Origin of the sequence: Ensifer sp. CCNWLY38 (assembly GCF_037120565.1) — a bacterium.
Lineage (GTDB): Bacteria > Pseudomonadota > Alphaproteobacteria > Rhizobiales > Rhizobiaceae > Ensifer > Ensifer adhaerens_H.
Map to the genome: position 1 here is coordinate 249,359 of NZ_JBBBBO010000001.1, position 20,464 is coordinate 269,822.

Annotated in this window: 19 protein-coding genes; 9 read left to right on the forward strand and 10 right to left on the reverse strand. The window is 63.2% G+C overall.

Annotated features, from left to right (window positions below):
- Positions 1-6 precede the first annotated feature (6 nt).
- The gene (locus V7S54_RS01355) at positions 7-3,180 is read right to left on the reverse strand and encodes a bifunctional diguanylate cyclase/phosphodiesterase (protein WP_065372627.1); all 3,174 of its coding nucleotides are present in this window, start codon (positions 3,178-3,180) and stop codon (positions 7-9) included.
- A 295-nt stretch (positions 3,181-3,475) separates the two neighbouring features.
- On the opposite strand from V7S54_RS01355, the gene V7S54_RS01360 reads away from it, so the two are divergent.
- Positions 3,476-3,736 carry a DUF1344 domain-containing protein gene (locus tag V7S54_RS01360; protein WP_065372628.1) on the forward strand — a complete coding sequence of 87 codons (261 nt, stop codon included), beginning with the start codon at positions 3,476-3,478 and terminating at the stop codon, positions 3,734-3,736.
- 49 nt (positions 3,737-3,785) lie between these two features.
- Here the strand turns inward: V7S54_RS01360 and V7S54_RS01365 are convergent, their stop codons facing one another.
- The 4 genes from V7S54_RS01365 to V7S54_RS01380 form a co-directional block, all read right to left on the reverse strand.
- The gene (locus V7S54_RS01365) at positions 3,786-4,370 is read right to left on the reverse strand and encodes a histidine phosphatase family protein (RefSeq protein ID WP_058320385.1); all 585 of its coding nucleotides are present in this window, start codon (positions 4,368-4,370) and stop codon (positions 3,786-3,788) included.
- A 47-nt stretch (positions 4,371-4,417) separates the two neighbouring features.
- The gene (gene fabI / locus V7S54_RS01370; RefSeq protein ID WP_057250703.1) at positions 4,418-5,236 is read right to left on the reverse strand and encodes an enoyl-ACP reductase FabI; all 819 of its coding nucleotides are present in this window, start codon (positions 5,234-5,236) and stop codon (positions 4,418-4,420) included.
- Between the two features lie 208 nt (positions 5,237-5,444).
- On the reverse strand, positions 5,445-6,551 hold the full coding sequence (locus V7S54_RS01375; RefSeq protein ID WP_065372629.1) for a DnaJ C-terminal domain-containing protein: 1,107 nt from the start codon (positions 6,549-6,551) through the stop codon (positions 5,445-5,447).
- A 206-nt stretch (positions 6,552-6,757) separates the two neighbouring features.
- Entirely contained in the window at positions 6,758-7,210 is a 453-nt protein-coding gene (locus V7S54_RS01380; RefSeq protein ID WP_065372630.1) for an RT0821/Lpp0805 family surface protein, read from the reverse strand.
- Between the two features lie 315 nt (positions 7,211-7,525).
- Between V7S54_RS01380 and pdxH the strand changes: the two genes are divergently transcribed.
- On the forward strand, positions 7,526-8,149 hold the full coding sequence (gene pdxH / locus V7S54_RS01385; protein WP_065372829.1) for a pyridoxamine 5'-phosphate oxidase: 624 nt from the start codon (positions 7,526-7,528) through the stop codon (positions 8,147-8,149).
- 11 nt (positions 8,150-8,160) lie between these two features.
- Here the strand turns inward: pdxH and V7S54_RS01390 are convergent, their stop codons facing one another.
- Positions 8,161-9,213, reverse strand: a complete 1,053-nt coding sequence (locus tag V7S54_RS01390) for a polysaccharide deacetylase family protein (protein ID WP_065372631.1) — start codon at positions 9,211-9,213, stop codon at positions 8,161-8,163.
- Positions 9,214-9,434: 221 nt separating this feature from the next.
- Between V7S54_RS01390 and V7S54_RS01395 the strand changes: the two genes are divergently transcribed.
- Positions 9,435-10,694 (forward strand): serine hydrolase, encoded by a 1,260-nt coding sequence (locus V7S54_RS01395; protein WP_442892533.1) that lies wholly within the window; start codon positions 9,435-9,437, stop codon positions 10,692-10,694.
- A 25-nt stretch (positions 10,695-10,719) separates the two neighbouring features.
- Here V7S54_RS01395 and V7S54_RS01400 read toward each other — a convergent pair whose 3' ends face one another.
- The 3 genes from V7S54_RS01400 to V7S54_RS01410 form a co-directional block, all read right to left on the reverse strand.
- Positions 10,720-11,376 (reverse strand): hypothetical protein, encoded by a 657-nt coding sequence (locus V7S54_RS01400; protein ID WP_065372633.1) that lies wholly within the window; start codon positions 11,374-11,376, stop codon positions 10,720-10,722.
- Positions 11,377-11,382: 6 nt separating this feature from the next.
- Positions 11,383-12,798, reverse strand: coding sequence for a metalloprotease TldD (gene tldD / locus V7S54_RS01405; protein ID WP_065372634.1), 1,416 nt, complete (start codon positions 12,796-12,798; stop codon positions 11,383-11,385).
- 137 nt (positions 12,799-12,935) lie between these two features.
- Positions 12,936-14,132 (reverse strand): winged helix-turn-helix domain-containing protein, encoded by a 1,197-nt coding sequence (locus V7S54_RS01410; protein WP_065372635.1) that lies wholly within the window; start codon positions 14,130-14,132, stop codon positions 12,936-12,938.
- 172 nt (positions 14,133-14,304) lie between these two features.
- Here V7S54_RS01410 and V7S54_RS01415 point away from each other — a divergent pair, with 172 nt between their 5' ends.
- The 5 genes from V7S54_RS01415 to V7S54_RS01435 are packed head-to-tail and all read left to right on the forward strand — an operon-like array spanning position 14,305 to position 18,850.
- Positions 14,305-14,985, forward strand: coding sequence for an energy-coupling factor ABC transporter ATP-binding protein (locus V7S54_RS01415; protein ID WP_065372636.1), 681 nt, complete (start codon positions 14,305-14,307; stop codon positions 14,983-14,985).
- Positions 14,979-15,584: an energy-coupling factor transporter transmembrane component T family protein gene (locus tag V7S54_RS01420; protein WP_083203463.1), complete on the forward strand. Its 606-nt coding sequence runs from the start codon at positions 14,979-14,981 to the stop codon at positions 15,582-15,584. Before V7S54_RS01415 ends, V7S54_RS01420 begins: the two co-directional genes overlap by 7 nt.
- Positions 15,585-15,620: 36 nt before the next feature.
- A complete protein-coding gene (locus V7S54_RS01425; RefSeq protein ID WP_058320391.1) occupies positions 15,621-16,184 on the forward strand; it encodes a biotin transporter BioY in 564 nt (187 codons plus the stop codon).
- 4 nt (positions 16,185-16,188) lie between these two features.
- Complete coding sequence (locus V7S54_RS01430; RefSeq protein ID WP_065372637.1) at positions 16,189-17,691, forward strand: class I adenylate-forming enzyme family protein; 1,503 nt, start codon at positions 16,189-16,191, stop codon at positions 17,689-17,691.
- Complete coding sequence (locus V7S54_RS01435; protein WP_065372638.1) at positions 17,669-18,850, forward strand: thiolase family protein; 1,182 nt, start codon at positions 17,669-17,671, stop codon at positions 18,848-18,850. The genes V7S54_RS01430 and V7S54_RS01435 overlap by 23 nt, the downstream gene beginning before the upstream one ends.
- Positions 18,851-19,020: 170 nt before the next feature.
- Here the strand turns inward: V7S54_RS01435 and V7S54_RS01440 are convergent, their stop codons facing one another.
- Positions 19,021-19,422, reverse strand: coding sequence for an acyl-CoA thioesterase (locus V7S54_RS01440; RefSeq protein ID WP_065372639.1), 402 nt, complete (start codon positions 19,420-19,422; stop codon positions 19,021-19,023).
- Between the two features lie 16 nt (positions 19,423-19,438).
- Here V7S54_RS01440 and V7S54_RS01445 point away from each other — a divergent pair, with 16 nt between their 5' ends.
- The gene (locus tag V7S54_RS01445) at positions 19,439-20,410 is read left to right on the forward strand and encodes a zinc-dependent alcohol dehydrogenase family protein (RefSeq protein WP_065372640.1); all 972 of its coding nucleotides are present in this window, start codon (positions 19,439-19,441) and stop codon (positions 20,408-20,410) included.
- Positions 20,411-20,464 lie beyond the last annotated feature (54 nt).

Consider the following 20,464-nt stretch of genomic DNA (forward strand, 5'->3'; position numbering starts at 1 on the left):
GCTTCGTCACGATGCCAGGCGCAGGCCGCGGTCGGCCGCAAAGGCGAGGAACTTCTCCGCGCTCAACGGCCGGGAGAAGGCATAGCCCTGCAGGACGTCGCAGCCGAGGATGCCGAGCATCTCCGCATGCGCCATCGTCTCGACGCCTTCAGCAACGGTCTCGATGTTGAGCGAGCGGGCGATCTCGATGATCGAACGCACCAGGGCCTGCTCCCGCCGTGCGCCCAGAACCGGAACGACGAGCTGCCGATCGATCTTCAACCGCTTCGGCTTGATCTTCAGCAGGCTGACGATCGAGGTATGACCGGTGCCGAAGTCATCGAGCTCGATATCGATGCCGAGCTTCTTGATACCTTCGATGTTGGTGGCAACGATGTCGTCGCTCTCATCGAGGAAGATCGATTCCACCAGTTCGAAACAGATCTGGCCGGGCGCGATGCTCAAGCCTTCGAGCGAGGACAGCAGATCATCCTCCTGAAGCCGCTTCGCCGAAACATTGACCGAGATCTTGGGAACTCTCAGGCCGGCGGCCGCCCAACGCATGTGGTCGATCAGCGACTTTTCGAGCACGAGGCGATCAAGCGCCGCCGTGACATTCAATTCCTCGGCGATGCCAAGGAAACGATCCGGCGTCAGGACGCCCTCACGCGGGTGGTTCCAGCGCACCAGCGCCTCCACTCCGCACAGCGCAAGCGTGGTCGCGTCGAACTGTGGCTGATACCAGGGTTCGAACTCGTCCCGTTCGATGCCTTCGAGGATCTCGTCGGCGATCCGCTTGGCGGTCACCACTTCGGCCTGCAACACCTCGGTGAAGAACTGATAGCGGTTACGGCCCGCCTCCTTGGCCCGGTAGAGCGCGATATCGGCATTGACGAGCAGCCTGCGCGCATCGATTTCCGCGCCACGGCCCACCGCCACACCGATGCTGACACCGAAGCGGCAGGGAAAACCGTTGTAGTCGACCGGCTGGCGCATCGCAGCGATGATCCGGTCACAGCGCGCTGCCAGTGCCGTCTCGCCGGGCGCACCGGTGACGGCGACCACGAACTCATCACCACCGATGCGGGCGATGATATCGCCGGGCCGGATATTTGCCCGGAGGATTTCGGAAGCATGGATCAGCATGGCGTCGCCGGCTGCGTGGCCGAGCGTGTCATTGATCTGCTTGAAGCGGTCAAGATCGATATGGAGGATGGCGATATCCTCGTGATCACCGGCCCTCGCCAACCGCTCCAGCGCCTTGTCGAGCATGCGGCGGTTTCCAAGACCGGTCAGGGGATCGTGCAGGGCGTTGTGCTCGATCCGCACCCGCGCCTGCTCCAGCTCGGCGTTCTTCGCATCGGCCATGGCCTTGGCGACCCGCAATTGCTCGGTCATCAGCACGTCTTCGGTGACGTCGAGCGCCATGCCGACGAATTTGCGGGCACCATCCGGCGCCACATGAAGCTTGCCGACCGACCGGATGTGGCGGACGCCGCCAGCCGGCAGAAACACGCGCGCCTGGTGCACATAGGTCTCGTCCGCCGCGATTGCGCGGTTGACCGCGTCCAGCGCCGGCGCCCGATCATCGGGATGAAGCGCGGTGAGCCATGTCTCTTCATTAGTGGTCCCATCGGTGTAGACGAGACCGTAGAGCTGGTGCATGCGATCGTCCCAATAGGTCAGTCCGCTATCGAGGTCCGCCTCCCACATGCCGCATCGATAGGAATCGAGTGCCAGGTCGAGCCGGCGTGAAAGCAGTTCAAGATCCTGCTCACGCTCGTAAAGACCCTTCAGTGCCTGTTCGAGCTCGAGGTTCTGTTGATCGACCTGGGCCTTGGCCGCAGTCAGCCTCTCGGTCTTCATAACGTCGTCCGTGACATCCCAGCTGATGCCGGTGACCTTTGCGCGCCCATCGGCGCCGCGGTGGCTGGATCCGACGTTGCGGATGTGGCGCAAGGTTCCGTCAGACAGCACAACCCGGTATTGCGAGCGATATTCCAACCCGTCGTCCAGGCTGCGGAACAGCGCGTTGGCGGCGATGCCGATGTCCTCCGGATGCACCGTTGCGCGCCACTCCTCATAGGTCGGTTCCTCCAGATGGACCTCCAGCCCATGCAGGTGGAACATGCGATCGTCCCAGGAGCGCTGCTGCGTTTCGACATCGATCTCCCAGACGCCGATCTTGGACGCGTCGAGCGCGAGGTTCAGCCGGTGCGACAGCGTCATCACCTCCCCTTCCCGCGCTTTCAGCTTGGCAATGTTGCGCTGCCGTTCGTTGAAGAGCCCGCCGGTCAAGAGGATCGGGATTACCACGATTGCGACAGCGGCGGCGATCGCCAAGCGAGTGGCATCGATGTCTTCGGGAAGCTGGTCCCACCCGCCAACCGGCATGGCTGCGAGCTCCCATGCGCCACCCGCCAGATCCAGCCGACGCGTTACCGGCGCCTTGCGGAAAAGCGCGTCGTCGCCGAAGAACGCGTCCTGGATGCGTTCCTGCTCGGAGATATCCCTGATCGCGAGGTGAACGTCGACGTGGCGATGATCCTTTGTCAGTTCCGGCGTTTCGCTGCCCGCCTCCAGAAGGCGCGCGGCGCGATAGAGCGCCTTTTCGTCGATGATGGCCTCGACATAGCCCCAGCGCTCCATCCGCCCCTGGATCTTGGAAAAGACAGGCAAGAAAAGCTCGAAGCCGTTACGGCCGCTCGGCAGGCGAATGGGGCCGATCATCACGGGTCTCACCGTCGACGATGCGCGTTCTATTGCGTGCCTTGTCGCGCCGAACCTGTTGAAATCGGTGCCGACGAACCATTGCTGGCTTTCACGCGGGAAGGCGATCCGCACAACACCGGCGGGCGCAGCCGAAGCGCGCACCATCTGCGGGTTCTGGAGAAGAAGCTTCGTTGCCATGACGGTAAAATCGTCAGGCGTCATCGCCGGGTGCACGCCGATGCTGTTGGCAAATCCGTTCAGCGCGGCGATGTTGGTGTTTATCTCCGATTGCAACCGGTTGGCGATGAGGTTCAGTTCGTTCTCGACGTCGATCCTGAGGTCATTCTGGAAGTTTTCGCGATTCTGCCGCTCATAGACGTACCCGCCGGCAAACACGACGAGGCCGGCGATCGCCGCTGGTATGAGCGATGGTTTCGCAAATTTGGCTGCCGCCCGAATGCGCTGGCGCAGAACGTCGATGATGTTCAATCTCTTCCCCTCGATCCCCAACCAAAGGTAGCGAGCGAACCTTAAGATTGGCTTTCGTCACAAATCCTTGGAAAACCCTATGATTCATGGGGAAATCAATATTCCGCCGCCCCTACTTCGACGCTCCCCCGCTTGAAAAAAACGATGTCGCCGTCCAGTCTTCCGGCGTCGGACGGGCCATCAAAAAACCGGGGCCTGGCGGCCAAAAGCCAAGTCACAAGGCAATTTTTGCCACAATCGGGGACCAAGGGTGATGACAGGAATGTTCGCAGAATCGTTGAAAAGGGCAAGAAAGATGCGTTTCGTCATTGCCGCGCTCATGGCCACCGCCGGCTTGCTTTCGCCTTTGTCCGCTCTTGCGGAAAGCGCCGACGTGGAAGCGACCATTACGGGTGTCGACACCGAACGTCTCAGCCTGCAGCTCGATGATGGCAAGAGCTACCAGGCACCCGAAGAATTCAATTTCGAGGGCCTGAAGGAGGGCGTGAAGGTTCTGGTCTTCTATACCGAAGTCGATGGCAAACGGGTCATCAACGACCTAGAAATCGTACAGTAAGCAGCGATCCGCCGCCCTTCTCTCTGGGGCGGCTCTTTCATTTCGGCCGTCAGATCCAGCCGATGGCACCGCCGGAAATGCGCAGAAGGCGATCCTGCGGGATCGCCGCAGACGCAGCCTCTTCGGCTTCCATTTCTCCAAAGAGCTTGAAAAGCGACCGGATGACGCCGCCGTGGCTGACGCAGACGGTCGGCTTCGTCACATCCTTCAGCCAGGCGGCAACACGCCAGGAGAGGATCTCGTAACTCTCGGCATCAGGTCCCGGCGGAATGAAGTCCCACTTCACCGCGCGCCGTTCGGCGATCCTTTGCGGCGCCGAGCGCTTGAGCTCGGGAAGCGTGTGCCCTTCCCAGTCACCAAAGGATACCTCCTTCAGCCGTTCATCGGTACGGTAGGCGGCGGGATCGAGCCCCATCGCCAGCCTCACGCGCTCCATGGTCTCGCGCGTGCGGCCAAGCGGGCTCGCAACGAAATCGAAATGCGCGGCGTCGGTGCCGAGGATACCGGCGAGTGCGGCGCCATTGCCGGTCGCCTGCTGGCGACCGAAATCATTAAGCGGGATGTCCTTCTGCCCCTGGAGCCGGCTTTCGGCATTCCAGTCGGTCTGTCCGTGACGGATCACATAGATCAGCACAACATGTCTCCGGGCAGCGGGGCCGTCGAACCGGCAAGCCGTGCCGATCAGTCCTTGAGCACGGAGATATCGGGCGCGTCCACCGCCTTCATGCCGACGACATGGTAGCCGCTGTCGGCGTGGTGGACTTCACCGGTGACCGAACGCGACAGGTCGGAGAGCATGTAGAGGCCGACGTCGCCGACTTCCTCGATCGTCACGGTGCGGCGCAGCGGCGCGTTGTACTCGTTCCACTTGAGGATATAGCGGAAGTCGCCGATGCCGGAGGCGGCCAGGGTCTTGATCGGGCCGGCGGAAATGGCGTTGACGCGAATGTTCTTCGGGCCGAGGTCGACCGCGAGGTACTTCACGCTGGCTTCGAGCGCAGCCTTGGCGACACCCATGACGTTGTAGTTCGGCATTACCTTTTCGGCGCCGTAGTAGGTCAGGGTCAGCATCGAGCCGCCATCGGTCATCAGCTTTTCAGCACGACGAGCAACCGCGGTGAACGAGTAGACCGAAATCTGCATCGTCTTGGCGAAGTTCTCCGGCGAGGTATCGACGTAGCGGCCGGTCAGTTCGTCCTTGTCGGAGAAACCGATCGCGTGCACCACGAAATCGATCTTGCCCCATTGCTTTTCGAGCGTATCGAAGACGGCGTCGATGCTGGCTTCGTCACTAACGTCGCAATGGCCGGCCATGAAGCCGTCGATCTCGGCGAGCAGCGGCTCGACGCGCTTCTTGAGCGCATCGCCCTGATAGGTCAACGCAACTTCACCACCCTGCGCGTGGATGGCCTTGGCAATGCCCCATGCGATGGAACGGTTGTTTGCAACGCCCATGATGACGCCGCGTTTGCCCTTCATCAGACCGGATGCCTGAGCCATGGTAAGTCCCCAATACTATTTCCAGCAACGGCCGGCGCCGGTGCCAAAGTTCACAAATGTCATAGACACCCCACCGAACGGGTGCGGCAAATTGCCGAGAATTGCCTATGGCATAGTGGCAAGGGTGGTTCAAGCGCGCCTGAGATCAGGAACTGTTAGTCCCCGTAATATTGGTTCAAAGTGTCAGCGAACTGTCACAAATGGACCGTCACAGATAGAATCCGTCGCGCTGCGACTTCATCAGATCAGTCACCTTCTCATCCGGCGTGTCTTTCAGGACCAGTCGCAATTCCACCAGAAGATCGCCGTGGGTCCCGTAGGTTCCGGGCAGGCCCTGGCCTGCGAGACGGATGATCTTGTCCGAACCGGACCAGGCCGGAACGACGACGGTGACCGGACCAACCGGCGTCTCGATGCGCTCCTCGCAGCCGAGGACGGCACCCTGCAGATCGATCGGCAGGGTCGTGAGCAGGTCAAGGCCGCGGGTGCGGAAGGTGCCGCTCTGATCGACCCTAAGCGTGACGACGACGTCGCCACGGCTCATGCCGGTGACGCGATAGCCCTGCTCCGTAAGACGAATGGTCTGCCCATCGACGGCACCCGGGGGAATTTGAACCTTCGGGCTCTCGCCATCCGGAAGCTCGACAGTCAGGCGATGGCGATTGATCAGGTCCTCGATGCTGACAGCCAGATCGACGGTAAGGTCGGGCACCTTCTCGGCGGTCTTTGCTGCGCGGCCGCGGATGCGCCGGACGATGGCTGCGACGAGTTCAGCTGCGGGCGCTGCGGCGCGCTGCATGAGCGGCGTATCCGTCTTTGCCACTGTTTCCGGCTGCGCCTCGGCCACAGGTTCAGGCTTTGCCTCGGCAGCTTGAGCCGGGCGTTCCGGCTCCTTGGCCGCTGCCGGTTTCGGCGCGGGCCCGGGCGTCGGGTTCGACGCCGGCTTCGGCGATGGCCGGGCCGACTTGGCACGAGACTCGGCGCCAAAGATCTGTGAGATGGCGTCCTCGGCAGTCTCCGCGTCGACGGGCGCCTCCTCCTGCACATTGCCACGCATCTTTGCCTTCATCGCCTCCATGCGACGAAGCTCGGCCTCTCGGCGCGCATAGTCGTAGCGGCTCCTGAGCTTTGGATCGCGCAGAAGCTCGTAGGCCTTGCCTGCCTCGGCAAAGCGTTCGGCGGCGCTGGGGTCGTCCTGGTTATGGTCCGGATGCACGGCCTTTGCCAGCGAACGCCAGGCCGCCTTGATTTCGTCCTGCCCGGCATTGCGCCGGACGCCGAGGATCGCATAGGGATCACGCATGGCTTCTACCATCTTCTCTGATCGGCGGCCTCTCCCTGATGCCCGCCTTATGCCCCGATTGAAGGCGTCATTGTCGCCCGTCCACTGAGCACCGATGATCCGGAGAACTTGCTAAATAGTGGTTAGCCGCAACGGCGCCACCGGCTCTGGAACGAGCGCCGCGGACGATCGTTCGCACTTTTAGAGAATTGTGGTTAATCGCCGATTGCCGCGCTATCTTAGGCGCGCGGGCCGAAGCTCGTCAGATACCAGGCGCCATCACCACCCTGGCACGTGCTGCCGTCGAACTTTGCGATGCCCTCGTAGGAATGGCGCGTCGTGGTGAAGCGGCGGCAGAGCATGCCGCTTGCGCGGTCTTCCTGAATGATGCTGATGACACCGGCACTGCCGGAAGTCGCGTTGGCCCAGGGGATCGGGTTGATGGTACCGCCACCGAGTTCGGCCGAAGTCACAGCATTGCGAACCATCACGGCGTCGGAGAGGCCATCGGAGGTCTTGGCAACCGGAACGGTGCCTGTCGAGACCGTGCGGTCGACGCCGCTGCCAAAGAAATCGAGACCCGCGCCCATGCAGCCGGAAAGCGCCAGGACCGGCAGGCAAATTGCCGCGCTACGCAGCAAGGCGAAGGAATACCCCTTCTTGGTATCGATCCACTTTGCTATGTCTTGCACGGCAATCCTGTCAGACTCGCTGGAGCCGCACGCTGCTCGAGAAGGTCAACGTACAGGCTCCGACATTTTTGATGCGGAAATACCGGTCGGGCTCATCCCGAAGCATTTCCGCGCCAGACATCACGGCATTGGAAGGCAATAATGGCGGCGAATGAGTTAACAAGCGGTTCCTTACGACCCAACGGGAAACAATTACTTAGCTGCGCGTTCTCCGCGTCGTTTTCCCGTCCGTTCACGAGGTCCTCCGAATCGTCATTCGGCGAGCGGAGAACCACCTCTTGGAGAACCTTCGGATAACTGGGGTATAAGCCATTGATTTCTAAAGATAGTGAGAATGCAAGCGGTGACTTCACCGAATCAAATGAGCCCTTTTCCCTGTTTGGCACATGGCTGAAGGACGCGGAAGGCAGCGAAATCAACGATCCGAACGCGGTTGCGCTCGCCACCGTCGACGGCGACGGATTGCCGAATGTCCGCATGGTTTTGCTGAAGGGCTTCGACGAACGCGGCTTCGTTTTCTACACGAATTTCGAGAGCCAGAAGGGCCAGGAAATCCTTGGCGCCCGCAAGGCGGCCATGTGCTTCCACTGGAAATCCCTGAGGCGGCAGGTGCGCGTGCGCGGTCCGGTCGAGATCGTGACCGACGAAGAGGCAGACGAATACTTCAAGAGCCGGCCGCGCGGCAGCCGCATCGGCGCCTGGGCATCAAAACAGTCACGCCCGTTGGAGGGCCGCTTCGCACTGGAAAAGGCCGTCGCCGAATACACCGCCCGCCACGCGCTCGGCGAGATCCCACGCCCGAGCTATTGGTCCGGCTTCCGCATCCGCCCGACCTCGATCGAATTCTGGCACGACCGCCCCTTCCGGCTGCATGACCGGATGGAGTTCCGTCGCGCAACACCCGAAGGCGGCTGGGAAAAGGTGCGCATGTACCCTTAGTTGGCGGCCGTTCAGGCGCCCGCCAAGCGGAATGGGATGCCGGACGCCAGCGCCGAGACGTAACGTGCCCGCTGGAAATGCCCATTCAGCGAAATGCGCGGCAGCGCATGAAGGCTGGATTTTGCGCGTTCGACGAGCGTGCCGGGCTGGGTGGTGACCGCGAGGGAAAAACCGAGATCGGCGACGATGCGATGATCGCGCGCCGAGACGGCCGGTGGGTCGCCATAGGGATAGGCGAAGGTCAGAGGCTGCCGGCCGGTAATGGCCTCGACACGCTCCGCCGACTGGCGAATTTCTCGCCTTGCGTCGTCGCCGCTCAGGCGCGCGACTGAGCGATGGCTGATGGTGTGTGCGCCGAGGCTGGCCAGCGGGCTTTCGATCAGCCGCCGAAGCCCTTTCTGATCCAAAGTCAGCCGTTCGGTGATCGCCAGCGGATCGATACCGTGTTCGATCGCTACGGCGTTCAGCAATGCAATGGCCGTCGCTTCATCGCGGCTATGAACGACCGCCGCGACACGATTGAAGGCCGCCTGCTTGTCTGCAGTCGTATGCGTTGGCAGCGTCTCGACACCGTGACCGAAGTCGAACCGCAGCGTCTCCTTCGTCGCCAGCACGTCGGCGAGCGTTTCCCACCAGAGCGTATGGGTTCGATCGATGAAGCCACCAGTGACAAACACGGTGAAGGGTGCAGCATGGCGCTCGAACACGGGCAGCGCATGCGCGAGATTGTTCCGGTAGCCGTCATCAAGCGTAAAACAGGCGATCGGCCCGCCTCCGGCGGCCAACGCGTCCGGCAATTGTTCGAGCGGGACGAAGCGATAGCCGTCACGCTTCAGCGTCGTCAAAGCTGCGTCGAGGAATTCCGGCGTGATCTCCAGATGGGCGTTGGGATCGAAGGCACGCACAAGCCTCGGCCGGACATGGTGCAGCGTGAAGATCGCCCCCTTTCCGCGCGCGCCAGCCATCAGCCCGACGCGGCTCAGCGCTCCGGCGACCTCCAGCCCGCCGGCGATGGCGGCGCGGCGAACAATTGTCGCGATCGTGTTCCTGACGGTCGGCCCCATGTTTCCTCGCGGCATACAGGCCTGGAAAGTTAACGGCGAGGGCGTTAAACCTTGTTGAACGGAGAGGACATTCATTGGCCATTTACCACGGCCCCGAAAACAGGGCGGGACCGCCACGTTCCGCCCTAAAGTTGCAGCAAAGACACGGATCTTGTCACAAAACGAAACAGCATCGCGCCTGTGACCGATGGCGCTTTCCGACGGGGATCGACATGAAAACTTTGCGCTGCCTCCTGCTTGCGATCTTCGCTTTCGCGCTTGGGTCCGCAACGGCGATCGCCGGAACCGCCTCGCTGGTACTGGATGCGCGCACCGGCAAAGTCCTCTCGGCCGAAAACCCTGATGTCCTCAACCATCCGGCCTCGCTGACCAAGATGATGACAGTCTACATGACCTTCGAGGCGCTGCGGCGCGGCGAACTTTCCTGGGACAGCACGATCAAGGTCTCGAAGGCGGCGGCGGCCAAGCCGCCGATGCGCCTCGGCCTCAAGCCCGGCATGACCATCACGGTCCGCGAGGCGGTACTCGGCATGATCGTGCGTTCGGGCAACGATGCCGCGACGGCAATGGCGGAAAAGCTCGGAGGGTCGGAGGCAAACTTTGCCAGGATAATGACCGCCAAGGCGCGGCAGCTCGGCATGCGCAAGACGGTCTTCATCAACGCCTCCGGCTTGCCGGCCAGCCAGCAGGTGACGACAGCGCGTGAGATGGCGACGCTTGCCGTCGCGCTGATGCGCGACTTTCCCAGGGAATACCGGCTGTTTGCCACCGAGAGCTTCAGCTTCCGCGGCCGCAAGGTCCGCGGCCACAACAATCTGATGTATCGCTACGAGGGCATGGACGGCATCAAGACCGGCTATACCAACGCTTCCGGCTTCAATCTCGTCAGCGCCGTCAAGGACGGCAATCGCCGGGTGGTCGGCGTCGTGCTCGGTGGGCGGTCGGCGCGCAGCCGCGATGCCAAGATGGCGGCACTTCTCGATCGCCATGTCGGCAAGGCTTCGACGAAGATCGGGCGGCAGCTGGTCGCGTCCACCCGCGGCGGGAAGGTGGTCGAGGTGACGTCGGCCGCGACATCGGACGTTCCGATGCCCTTTGCCACGCCCCAGCGGACGAAGCAGGATTCCGTTGCCGCTTTGATTGCGGCAACATCCACAGCCGCTATACCTGCGGAACGGCCCACCGAGGTGGCTGAGATCGAAACGACGGCGGCGGCACCGGCTGCAGCTGGCGGCTGGCAGATCCAGATTTCGGCGGCACCGTCTGCCGAGGCGGCCCGCATGCTGCTCGCTCAGGCACGCTCCGAGGCCGGCGCTCCCCTCGCCGGAGCCACGCCCTACACTGAAGCTGTCGGCAAGGGCGCCAATGCGATCTACCGCGCCCGCTTCGTCGGGTTCTCGAGCCGGGACGCTGCGGCCGCGGCCTGCGATGCGCTCAAGCAGCGCTCCTATGATTGCATGATGCTGCCGTCGCGCGGGTGAGCGGCGGCAATAGAGGCGGTCTTCATCAAGTTTCCGCGACGATCCTGCGGAAACGATTCGCGAGCCACCAGTCGCATTGCTCCTCGCTATAGCCGAGGAGCAATCCTTCCTCGCGCTCGTCTTCCGCAGTCCATGGACGCCAGTTGTGAAAGAGCTGGTGGCGGCGCTTCCTGAAGTGCGCAAAGCGCCATTCTTCGCCCGGCAGTGCATAGGTGAGATACACGGTGCGTTGCTCCTTCTCGCCGCCTGTTGACGTCGGGCACATCCTCGAGAACGCGAAGGTGCCTAGAAGGAAGGTCCCCGCGTCCACGTGCGGTGCGAAGAGCGCTCGCGTTTCCTCCAACCACGACGATTCCGGGTCATCGCAGAAATATGCAAAGGGTTTGCGCCCTTCGAGCATCAGCGGAAGTTCGTAGTCGGTGTGAACCAGATAGGGCATCGCATCGATTGCCTGTGGCCGTCGAAGCAGAGCCTCCTCGTCGGTCGCGGGCAAGGCGAGCCCGAGCAGCGAAGACAGGATGGTCAGATCGTTTCGATCCAGCTGGTAGTAGACATGGCCTGGAATAACGGCGTCCCGCAGCCCCAGCGCCCGCGCGATCTCGCCAGCATCCGCGTCGAACCTGAGTTCGTGACTCGGCGTGGCGGTCTCCGGCGACAGAAACGAGAGCGTGAAGACCGACATTCGATCTTATGCCTGCGTGCCGCCGACCGTGATCTGATCCATGCGCAGATGCGGCTGCCCGACGCCAACAGGCACCCATTGGCCGGCCTTGCCGCAATTGCCGATGCCGGTGTCGAGCTTGGTGTCGCTGCCGACCATCGTCACGCGCTTCATCGCGTCCGGACCGTTGCCGATCAGCATGGCACCTTTGACCGGCGCGCCGATCTTGCCGTTTTCGATCAGATAGGCCTCGGTGCAGCCGAAGACGAACTTGCCGGAGGTGATGTCCACCTGGCCGCCGCCGAAGGAAACGGCATAGATGCCCTTCTTGACCGACGCGATGATTTCTTCCGGCGTCCTGTCGCCCGAGAGCATGTAGGTGTTTGTCATGCGCGGCATCGGCACATGGGCGTAGCCCTGGCGGCGGCCGTTGCCGGTCGGCTGCATGCCCATCAGCCGGGCATTCTGCCGATCCTGCATGTAACCCACGAGCTTGCCGTCCTCGATCAGCACGTTGTAGCCGGACGGCGTACCCTCGTCGTCGATGGAAATCGAACCACGGCGCGCCTCGATGGTGCCATCGTCGACGACGGTGACACCCTTAGCGGCGACCTGCTCGCCCAAAAGGCCGGCGAAAGCCGAGGTTTTCTTGCGGTTGAAATCACCTTCGAGGCCATGGCCGACAGCCTCATGCAGCATGACGCCGGGCCAGCCGGAGGCGAGCACCACGTCCATGGTGCCGGCCGGCGCATCGATCGCTTCGAGATTGACCAGCGCCTGGCGCAGCGCCTCATCGGCGCCCGTTTTCCAGTTTTCCTCGGTGACGAAATCGCCGAAGCCGCGACGCCCGCCGGTGCCGAAGGAACCACTTTCCTGGCGGTCGCCGTCACCGGTGACGACGGAGATGTTGATGCGGGTCATCGGCCTGACGTCATGCACGCGGTGGCCGTCGGCCCGGAGGATGTCGACAACCTGCCAGCTTGCCGCGATCGACGCCGTCACCTGCCGAACCTTGGGATCCTTGGCGCGCAGATAGGCGTCGATTTCCTGCAAGAGGGCGACCTTCGCCTCGAAACTCGGCTCGCCGATCGGGTTCTCGTCGCCATAGAGCTTTTTGTTGGTGCGCTGCGGCGCAGCCGCATAGGAGCCGGCATAGCCGCGGGTGACCTGCGCCACCGCGTCGGAAGCGCGGCGAAGCGCCGACAGCGAAAGCTCGCCTGAATGGGCGTAGCCGACCGCTTCTCCGGCGACGGCACGAAGGCCGAAGCCCTGGTCGGTGTTGAAGCTGCCGCCCTTCAGACGGCCGTTGTCGAAGGACAGCACTTCGGCCTGCGCATGTTCAAGAAAGAGTTCGCCATCGTCGGCGCCGGCGAGCGTCTCCGAGAGAACCTTACGGATCGTTGCCTCGTCGGCATCGAAGAGGCTCATCAGATCGGTGTTCATGGCAGTGCGCTCCCGCATCGAGAAATTCTATCGCCTCCATTTAGGAAGGCCGCGGGTTCAAGCCAAGGAAAATATCACTTGCTGCATAATTCCCTAGATCAGGATCGGTCCAGGGAATTATGCAGCAGTTCAAGGTGCTACAGCGTCGCGTTCCAGCCTTCGAGGCGCTCCACCTTTTCGACGCCGGCAAAGCGGGCGACCCGCTCCAGTTCCGCATCGATGCGCTCCAGGCGGCCGGCCGACGCGCGGACGCCCGTCTCGAGCCAGAGCTTGCGCACATCGAGGCTGCCGCGCTTGCGGTCCGCCTTCATGTCGATGCGGCCGATCATCCGGTCACCTTCGATCAGTGGAAAGACATAGTAGCCGTATTCGCGCTTTGCCTCGGGCACGAAGATCTCGATGCGATAGAAGAAGCCGAACAGGCGCTCGGTGCGGTTGCGGTCGCGCAGCAGCGGGTCGAAGGGGCTGAGTACGCGGACACGGCCTGGCGGCTCGGGGATATCGCCGAGCGTTTGCGGAAAACCGGTGAAGGCGAAGGCGGCGCGCGGACGGCCGCCATCGATCGCCTCGATCAACACTTCGCAAAGTTCATCGCGATGCTCGGCAACCCAGGTCTTCGCCTCGTCGGGGGATACGAGATCCCAGAAGGCGGCGATCTCGCCGTGGGTGGCAAAGCCCAGGCGTTCGAGCGCGCTGCGGCAAGCCCAATCGATGAACTCCTGGTGGCTAACATCGCCATCCTGATGATGCGGCGGGATCACCCGCTCGGTCAGATCATAGACCTTCTGGAAATTCTCACGCCGCGCGATCGCCAGTTTTCCGGTGCGCCAGAGCACTTCGAGTGCGGTCTTCGAGGGATGCCAGTTCCACCAGCCGCCGGATTCGTGCTCGGCTTCCTTGAGGTCGCGGGCCAGCACCGGTCCGCCCTCGGCGATGCGCTGATAGGTCTCGTCACAGCCCTTCTCGAAGCCCTCGCCACGCCATTTCTGCCAGCGCTCGACGATCGTCTCGCCTTCCCATTTGAAGCGGTGCTTCCAGTAGCGGAAGAAGCTGCTCGGAATGATCGAGGCGTCGTGCGTCCAGTGCTCGAACAGGTCTCGATCGTCTTCCAGGAGCGCCGTCAGATGTTCGCGCCGGTAGGTCTGGTTGCGGGCAAACAGGATCTGGTGATGGGCGCGCTCGACCGTGGCGATGCTGTCCACCTGCACGAAGCCGATGTCGTGGATGAGCTTCAGCAACCCCTCCTTGCCGAGCGCACGGTTCGGAGCGCCGGAAAGGCCCTGCTTGGCGAGGAAGATGCGACGGGCGTCGCTGTTGGAAAGGCGAATCGTCATGGCGACAAGAATAGGCTTTTATTCCCATAATTCAAACTGAAGCAGCATGAGGAAATGTATGCGCCGTATTCCGCCCGGATCTCGGTCCCGCTTCACCGCATTGCCCTTGTTGTCGGACTTGGCCTATAGAGCACCCCGAAAACGGCGCGAGCCGAAGATAGCGAGGGACGGAATGGACATCCGCTTTACCGATTGCGCGGTCCGCTTCGGCGAGCGGGTGGCATTGCACCCATTGAATTTGACGCTCAGCGAAAAGCGCGTCGGCATCATCGGGCTCAACGGTTCCGGCAAGACCACTTTCGCCCGGCTGATCAATGGCCTGGTCAAGCCTTCCTCGGGCCGAGTGATGGTCAACGGGCTCAACACGGTCGAAGACGATCGCGCCGTGCTTTCCGAAGCCGGCTTTATCTTCCAGAACCCGCAGCACCAGCTGATCATGCCCATCGTCGCCGAAGACATCGCCTTCGGCTTGAAGAACCGTGGCCTTTCGCGCGAGGAAATCGACCGCCGCATGCAAGGCGCGCTGTCGCGCTTCGGCATCGAACATCTGGCACGACGGCGCGTGCATGAGCTTTCGGGCGGAGAGACGCAGCTCGTCGCCATGGCGAGCGTCGTCGTCACCGATCCGAAAATCCTCATCCTCGATGAGCCGACAAACCAGCTCGACCTGCGCAATCGACGACACGTCGCCGAAACGATCGAGGGGCTGCCGGAGGATACTGTCGTGATCACCCACGATCTTGCACTCGTCGAGAATGTCGACCGGCTGCTGCTCTTCCACGAGGGGCGGCTTGCCGGCGATGGCGACCCGCCAGAGACCATTCGCCGCTACCACGAGATTGCCGGATGCTGACGAGCCTGCACATCGAAGGCGACAGCCTGCTGCACCGTCTGCCGGTGAGAGTGAAGCTCATTGCACTCGTAGCCCTGAGCATCGTCCTCTTCCTCAGCGGTTCACTGGCGCTGCAGGCGATCGCCTTCGTCCTTGCCGCCGGCCTCTATCTTTCCGTCGGGCTCCCCCTGAAGGAGGCAATCGCGCGCGTCGGACTCGTCTTCCTGACGATCTTCTTTCTGGCCGCGGTCAACCTTTTTCTGCTGCCGGTCGGCGAGGTCGCGACCCTGACGTTGAGGCTGATGGCCCTGGTGCTGTTTGCGGCCGCGGTCACGGCGACGACGACGATCAGCGCCTTCATGGACGAGATCACCATCCTCTTGACCCCTTTCGAACGGCTCGGTTGGCTGCGGGCGGCCGATGTCAGCCTGGCGCTCGGGCTGGTGCTGCGCTTCGTCCCCGACATCTTCGCGCGCTACGAGGCGATCCGCGAGGCGCACCGCGCCCGCGGCCTGCCGATCCGACCGTTGACGATCATCGGGCCGCTGATCATCCTGACGCTCAAAGATGCCGATACCATCGCGGCGGCAATTGACGCGCGCGGATTTCGTCGCCAATAGATGCGAAAAATCTAATACACAGGGAACCGCAACGTCATGAACACCAGAGATCTCGTCCTCATCGCCCTCTTCGCCGCGATCGTCGTCGTGCTTGGCCTCATTCCGCCGATCACGCTCGGCTTCATTCCGGTGCCGATCACCGCCCAGTCGATGGGCGTGATGCTCGCGGGGTGCATTCTCGGCGCCAAGCGCGGCGCACTCGCCTTTCTCCTGTTCCTGCTTTTGGTCGCCATCGGCCTGCCGGTGCTCTCGGGTGGTCGCGGCGGCCTTGCCGTGTTGGCCGGCCCATCGGGCGGCTTCATCATCGGCTGGGTCGTCGCCACCTTTGTCACCGGCCTGATTGCCCAGCGCACCGTGCGCGAGGGCCAGGCGGAAACGCGCCAGTTCATCGGCTTCTTCCTCGCCTCCGTCCTCGGCGGCATCGTCGTGCTTTATGCGATCGGCATGCCCTGGGTTTCGGCGGTTACCGGCACGCCGCTCCTGACCGTCGCCACCGGTTCGCTCGCCTTCATCCCGGGCGACCTCTTGAAGGCAGCGATCGCAACGCTGGCCGCCCGCGCCGTCTACGCCGGCTATCCGCTGCTGCCGGCACGCGCCTGAGCCGATGCCGTTTGCCGCCGCGATCCATCGCCACGCGGAGGAACATCCGTATGCCCCGGCCTTCCGTATGGAGGGCCGGGTTTTCACTTTCGATGAGCTGAAGCGCCTCGCCGGACAGCTCGTTGCGGCGTTCGACGATTTGGCGGGGAGTGCCGGGCACCGCAGCGTGCTTGGCAACCGCGCGCGCCTGATCGTACTTGAGGCCGGCAATCATCCACTCTTCGCCGCCGCCTTTCTCGCCGCCGCCAGCCAAGGCAACTGCGTCGCGCTCATCGACCCACATCTGCCGGAAGCGACGCGTCAGGCGATGCGCGATCGTCTGTCTCCTGATCTCATCATCAGCGCCAATGGCGCGGACTTGTCTCTTCACGTTCCGGCAAACGGCGAGACGCGGTCTTTTCACGAGAGCGAAGGCAAAGAGCGAGCGCCGCTCGCAGCCGGCAAAGACGGCGAGCCGTTTCTGGTCGTTTTCACCTCGGGAACGACCGGCACGCCGAAAGCGATCATCCGTGATCGCGGCTCGTGGCGCAGGAGCCTGGCCACCGGCGCGCGCTTTTTTGGCATCGACCATGGCACCCGCACCTTTGCTCCCGGTCCCCTGGCGCACGGGCTGACGCTCTACGCGCTCGCCGAAACGCTCGTCGCCGGCGCCGAATTCATCGGGGCGGCTCATTTCGACGCAGCGCGAGCGCTCACCATCATCGAGACGGAGAAAGTGCAACGCCTGGTGCTGGTACCGACGATGCTGCGGCGGCTCTGCGCCGCGGCGACGAACAGACCGCAGGCCTGCGTCACACAGATCACCGTCGCCGGCGCCAAACTGACGGCGAGCGATCGCGCCGTCGCCGCACTCGCTTTTCCGAAAGCGGAGGTCATCGAATATTACGGCGCTTCGGAACTGGGCTTCATCAGCGTCGCAACAAAGGACGACACCGCTTCGGCCACCGCCGTCGGCAGCGCCTTTCCCGGCGTTGCGCTCAGCATTCGCAATGACACAGGGGATGAAGTGCCCACAGGCGAAACGGGGACGATCTTCGTTAACAGCGCCCTCATCTCCGACGGTTATGTCGGCGACGCCGATGGCGCCGGTTTCCGCCGTCTTGGCCAGCTTGCGACGGTGGGCGACATCGGCTTCCTCGACGACGACGGTACGCTTCATCTTCTCGGGCGCGCCGGCGGTATGGTGCTGTCGGGCGGTAATAACATCTACCCGCAGGAAGTCGAGGCGACACTTGTCGCCTACCCTGACGTTCATGCTGCGCTCGTCCTCGGGCTCGATCATCCGGACCTCGGCAGCGAACTCGTCGCCGTCATCGAGCCGGTTGGCAGTATATTTGACCGAGAAGCGCTTGACCGTCATCTCGCCGCCCACCTGCCGCGCTACAAACATCCGCGCCGCATCTGGCTCTGCTCGAAGATGCCTATGACGCAGTCGGGCAAGGTGGCGGCGGGCACGCTCAGGCAATGGATCGCGGATGGAAACGATGCTCTCGAACTCATCGACTGAGCCGGCACGCACACCGGTGATCATCGCCGCGCTCCGGACACCAATCGGCCGGGTCAACGGCACGCTTCGCGATATCGAACCCTCGCAGCTGGCAGCACCGCTGATCGCCCGTATTCTCGGCGATGTCGGGCTTGAAGCGACCGAGATCGACGACGTCATCCTTGGCAATGCCGCAAACAGCGCCGGCAATCTCGCCCGGCTCGCAGCGCTCGAAGCAGGCCTGCCGGTCTCGACGCCGGGCGTGACCGTCGATCGGCAATGCGGCTCCGGGCTGGAGGCGATCACGCTTGCGGCGCGGATGATCCAGGCGGGTGCCGGCCGCTTCTACCTGGCCGGCGGGACCGAGAGCGCCAGCCGCGCGCATATCCGTCTGAGGCCGCCGCTGGAGCGCGGCGGCGAGCTCGCGCCGGTCAAGCGCGCCCGCATGGCGCCGGACGAAATCGGCGATCCGGACATGGGCGTCGCCGCCGAAAACGTCGCGACCGCCTGTAGGATCTCTCGCGAACGGCAGGATGCCTTTGCGCTTCAAAGCCATCGCCGCGCCGTTGAAGCCGAGCTTGCCGGCCGTTTCGTCCGCGAGATCGTGCCGATCGAGACGGCGGCGGGCTTTGTGTCTCGCGATGAGTGCCCGCGTCCGAACGCGTCGATGGAAACACTGCAGCGGCTGAAGCCGGTCTTCGTCGAGGGTGGCACGGTGACCGCCGGCAATGCCTGCCCGATCAATGACGGAGCGGCGCTCGTGTTGGTGACGAGCCTCGCGGAGGCAAAACGGCTCGGCGTTCCCTTCGCGGTCGAATTCGTCGATGCCACGACGGCCGGCGTGCACCCCAACCTTCTCGGCCTCGGCCCCGTGCCGGCGATGCAGAAGCTGAAAGTGCGGCAACCCGCGCTCGATCCGGCCAAGGTCGATTTCATCGAATTCAACGAGGCCTTCGCTTCACAGGTGCTTGGCAGCCTCGACCAGCTCGATATTGCCAAGGAAAGGGTCAATCTCGATGGCGGCGCCATCGCGCTCGGCCATCCCTATGGCGCATCAGGAGCAATCCTTGCGGTCCGGCTTTTCTCGCAAATGTCGACCGCGCCCGCCGGCACCGAAGGACTGGCGATGATGGGCGTTGGCGGCGGCATGGGCATCGTCGCCCTGTTTCGCGCGGTTTGAGCGCGCGCAGTTCCAGACGGAAAACCGTTTCGCACTTTTCCTGCAATCGTAGCTGAAGGGTACGCAATTGCGGACGGAAAACCGCTTCGCACTTTTCCTGCAATCGTAGCTGGAGGGTGCGCAATTGCGGACGGAAAACCGCTTCGCACTTTTCCTGCAATTGCTTTGGTTCAGACCGTATAGGCCGTCAGCCATTCCCGTGTCGCGGTCGGCAGCGGCAGGGGGGTGTGGCGTTGCGGATCGACCGCCACCCAGACGACCTCCACTTCCGCCACAAGTTGGCCGCGCGCCTCGACCTTGACGGCGAAGCTGATCGAGCTGCCGCCGATCTTTGTTACGTTGACAGTGAAGCGGGCCGGTTCGTCGTAACGCAGGCCGCGGTGATAGACGCAGGCCGAGCGGCGCACGAGATAGCTCGGCTCGTTCACCACATGGGGACGGTGGCGCCAAAGACTGGAAAGGGCTGCTTCCGCATGGGCATAATAGGCGGCATTGTGCATATGGCCGTGCATGTCTATATCGCGAAACGGAATACGGATTTCCGTAACGTTCTCCAGCTCCCTGCCGTCCATGCGAGGCTCCCCGACGATGCGCTCCACCCTCGTTAGACAGTTCGGCGACCCCCGGCAAGTGATTGCGCTCGTCGATGGGGAACGCGTCGCACCGGGACCGGGCGAAGTCGAAGTAGCGCTGTCGCTTGCCGCCATCAACCCGTCCGATCTCATCCCGGTGACCGGCGCCTACAGCGCCCGCACAACCCTGCCCTTCGTTCCGGGCTTCGAGGGCTTCGGTACGGTGACGCGCGTCGGCGGCGGCGTGACTTCGTTGAATCCCGGCGACCGAGTGGTACCGATCGGCGCCAGCGGCCTCTGGCAGGAGTATCTGCTGCGACCGGCCGAATGGTGTTTCACATTGCCCGACGACATCACCGACACAGATGCAGCGACCTGCTACGTCAATCCGCTGACGGCGCTGCAGTTGATCGATGCGCTGCGCAGTCATTTGGGTTCGCTCGAAGGACGACGGATCGGCGTCACGGCGGCAGGGTCGGCCATCGGCGGCATGCTGATGAAGCTGCTTGCCGGCGAAGGGGCGGAGGCCACCGGCATCGTTCGCAGTCAACGCAGCGCCGCGCGGCTTGCCGGCGACGTTCCCGGCCACGTTGTTCTTGGCGACGAGAGCCGTTTACCCGAACTCCGGCTCGAAGCGATCATCGACGCCGTCGGCGGTCCGTTTGCCGGCGACCTCGTCCTTCGCACGCTCGAACCCGGCGGCGCCTTCATCCAGTACGGGGCGCTGAGCGGCGTACCGGTATCTCAGGCAGTGATCCAGGCGCGGTCGGATATCCGCTTCTCCTTCCTGTGGCTGCGCACCTGGGTGCATTCGGCCGGACGGCTCGCGATCGAGGCCGCCTTCGCAAAAAGTTTCGACGGCCTGCGCACCGGTCTCTTTTCCAGCCGGATCGCGGAGATCTATCCATTGAGCCAGCTCGGCGCGGCGCTTGCGCATCAGGCAGATGCGGGCCGCGACGGTAAACTGCTGCTCGATCCGCGCTGTTGAAAATTCCGCCTTTCGACTGCCTCGCCATGGACCTTGCAGGGTGACAGCACTAGG

Bases quoted from the DNA above. Each gene is read 5' to 3' on its own strand.
- V7S54_RS01400 (WP_065372633.1), bottom strand. From the start codon at position 11,376: ATGTCGGTCTTCACGCTCTCGTTTCTGTCGCCGGAGACCGCCACGCCG.
- V7S54_RS01390 (WP_065372631.1), bottom strand. From the start codon at position 9,213: ATGGGGCCGACCGTCAGGAACACGATCGCGACAATTGTTCGCCGCGCC.
- V7S54_RS01425 (WP_058320391.1), top strand. From the start codon at position 15,621: ATGAACACCAGAGATCTCGTCCTCATCGCCCTCTTCGCCGCGATCGTC.
- V7S54_RS01430 (WP_065372637.1), top strand. From the start codon at position 16,189: ATGCCGTTTGCCGCCGCGATCCATCGCCACGCGGAGGAACATCCGTAT.
- V7S54_RS01360 (WP_065372628.1), top strand. From the start codon at position 3,476: ATGCGTTTCGTCATTGCCGCGCTCATGGCCACCGCCGGCTTGCTTTCG.
- fabI (WP_057250703.1), bottom strand. From the start codon at position 5,236: ATGGCTCAGGCATCCGGTCTGATGAAGGGCAAACGCGGCGTCATCATG.
- V7S54_RS01445 (WP_065372640.1), top strand. From the start codon at position 19,439: ATGCGCTCCACCCTCGTTAGACAGTTCGGCGACCCCCGGCAAGTGATT.
- V7S54_RS01435 (WP_065372638.1), top strand. From the start codon at position 17,669: ATGCTCTCGAACTCATCGACTGAGCCGGCACGCACACCGGTGATCATC.
- V7S54_RS01415 (WP_065372636.1), top strand. From the start codon at position 14,305: ATGGACATCCGCTTTACCGATTGCGCGGTCCGCTTCGGCGAGCGGGTG.
- V7S54_RS01420 (WP_083203463.1), top strand. From the start codon at position 14,979: ATGCTGACGAGCCTGCACATCGAAGGCGACAGCCTGCTGCACCGTCTG.
- V7S54_RS01440 (WP_065372639.1), bottom strand. From the start codon at position 19,422: ATGGACGGCAGGGAGCTGGAGAACGTTACGGAAATCCGTATTCCGTTT.
- tldD (WP_065372634.1), bottom strand. From the start codon at position 12,798: ATGAACACCGATCTGATGAGCCTCTTCGATGCCGACGAGGCAACGATC.
- V7S54_RS01410 (WP_065372635.1), bottom strand. From the start codon at position 14,132: ATGACGATTCGCCTTTCCAACAGCGACGCCCGTCGCATCTTCCTCGCC.
- V7S54_RS01375 (WP_065372629.1), bottom strand. From the start codon at position 6,551: ATGGTAGAAGCCATGCGTGATCCCTATGCGATCCTCGGCGTCCGGCGC.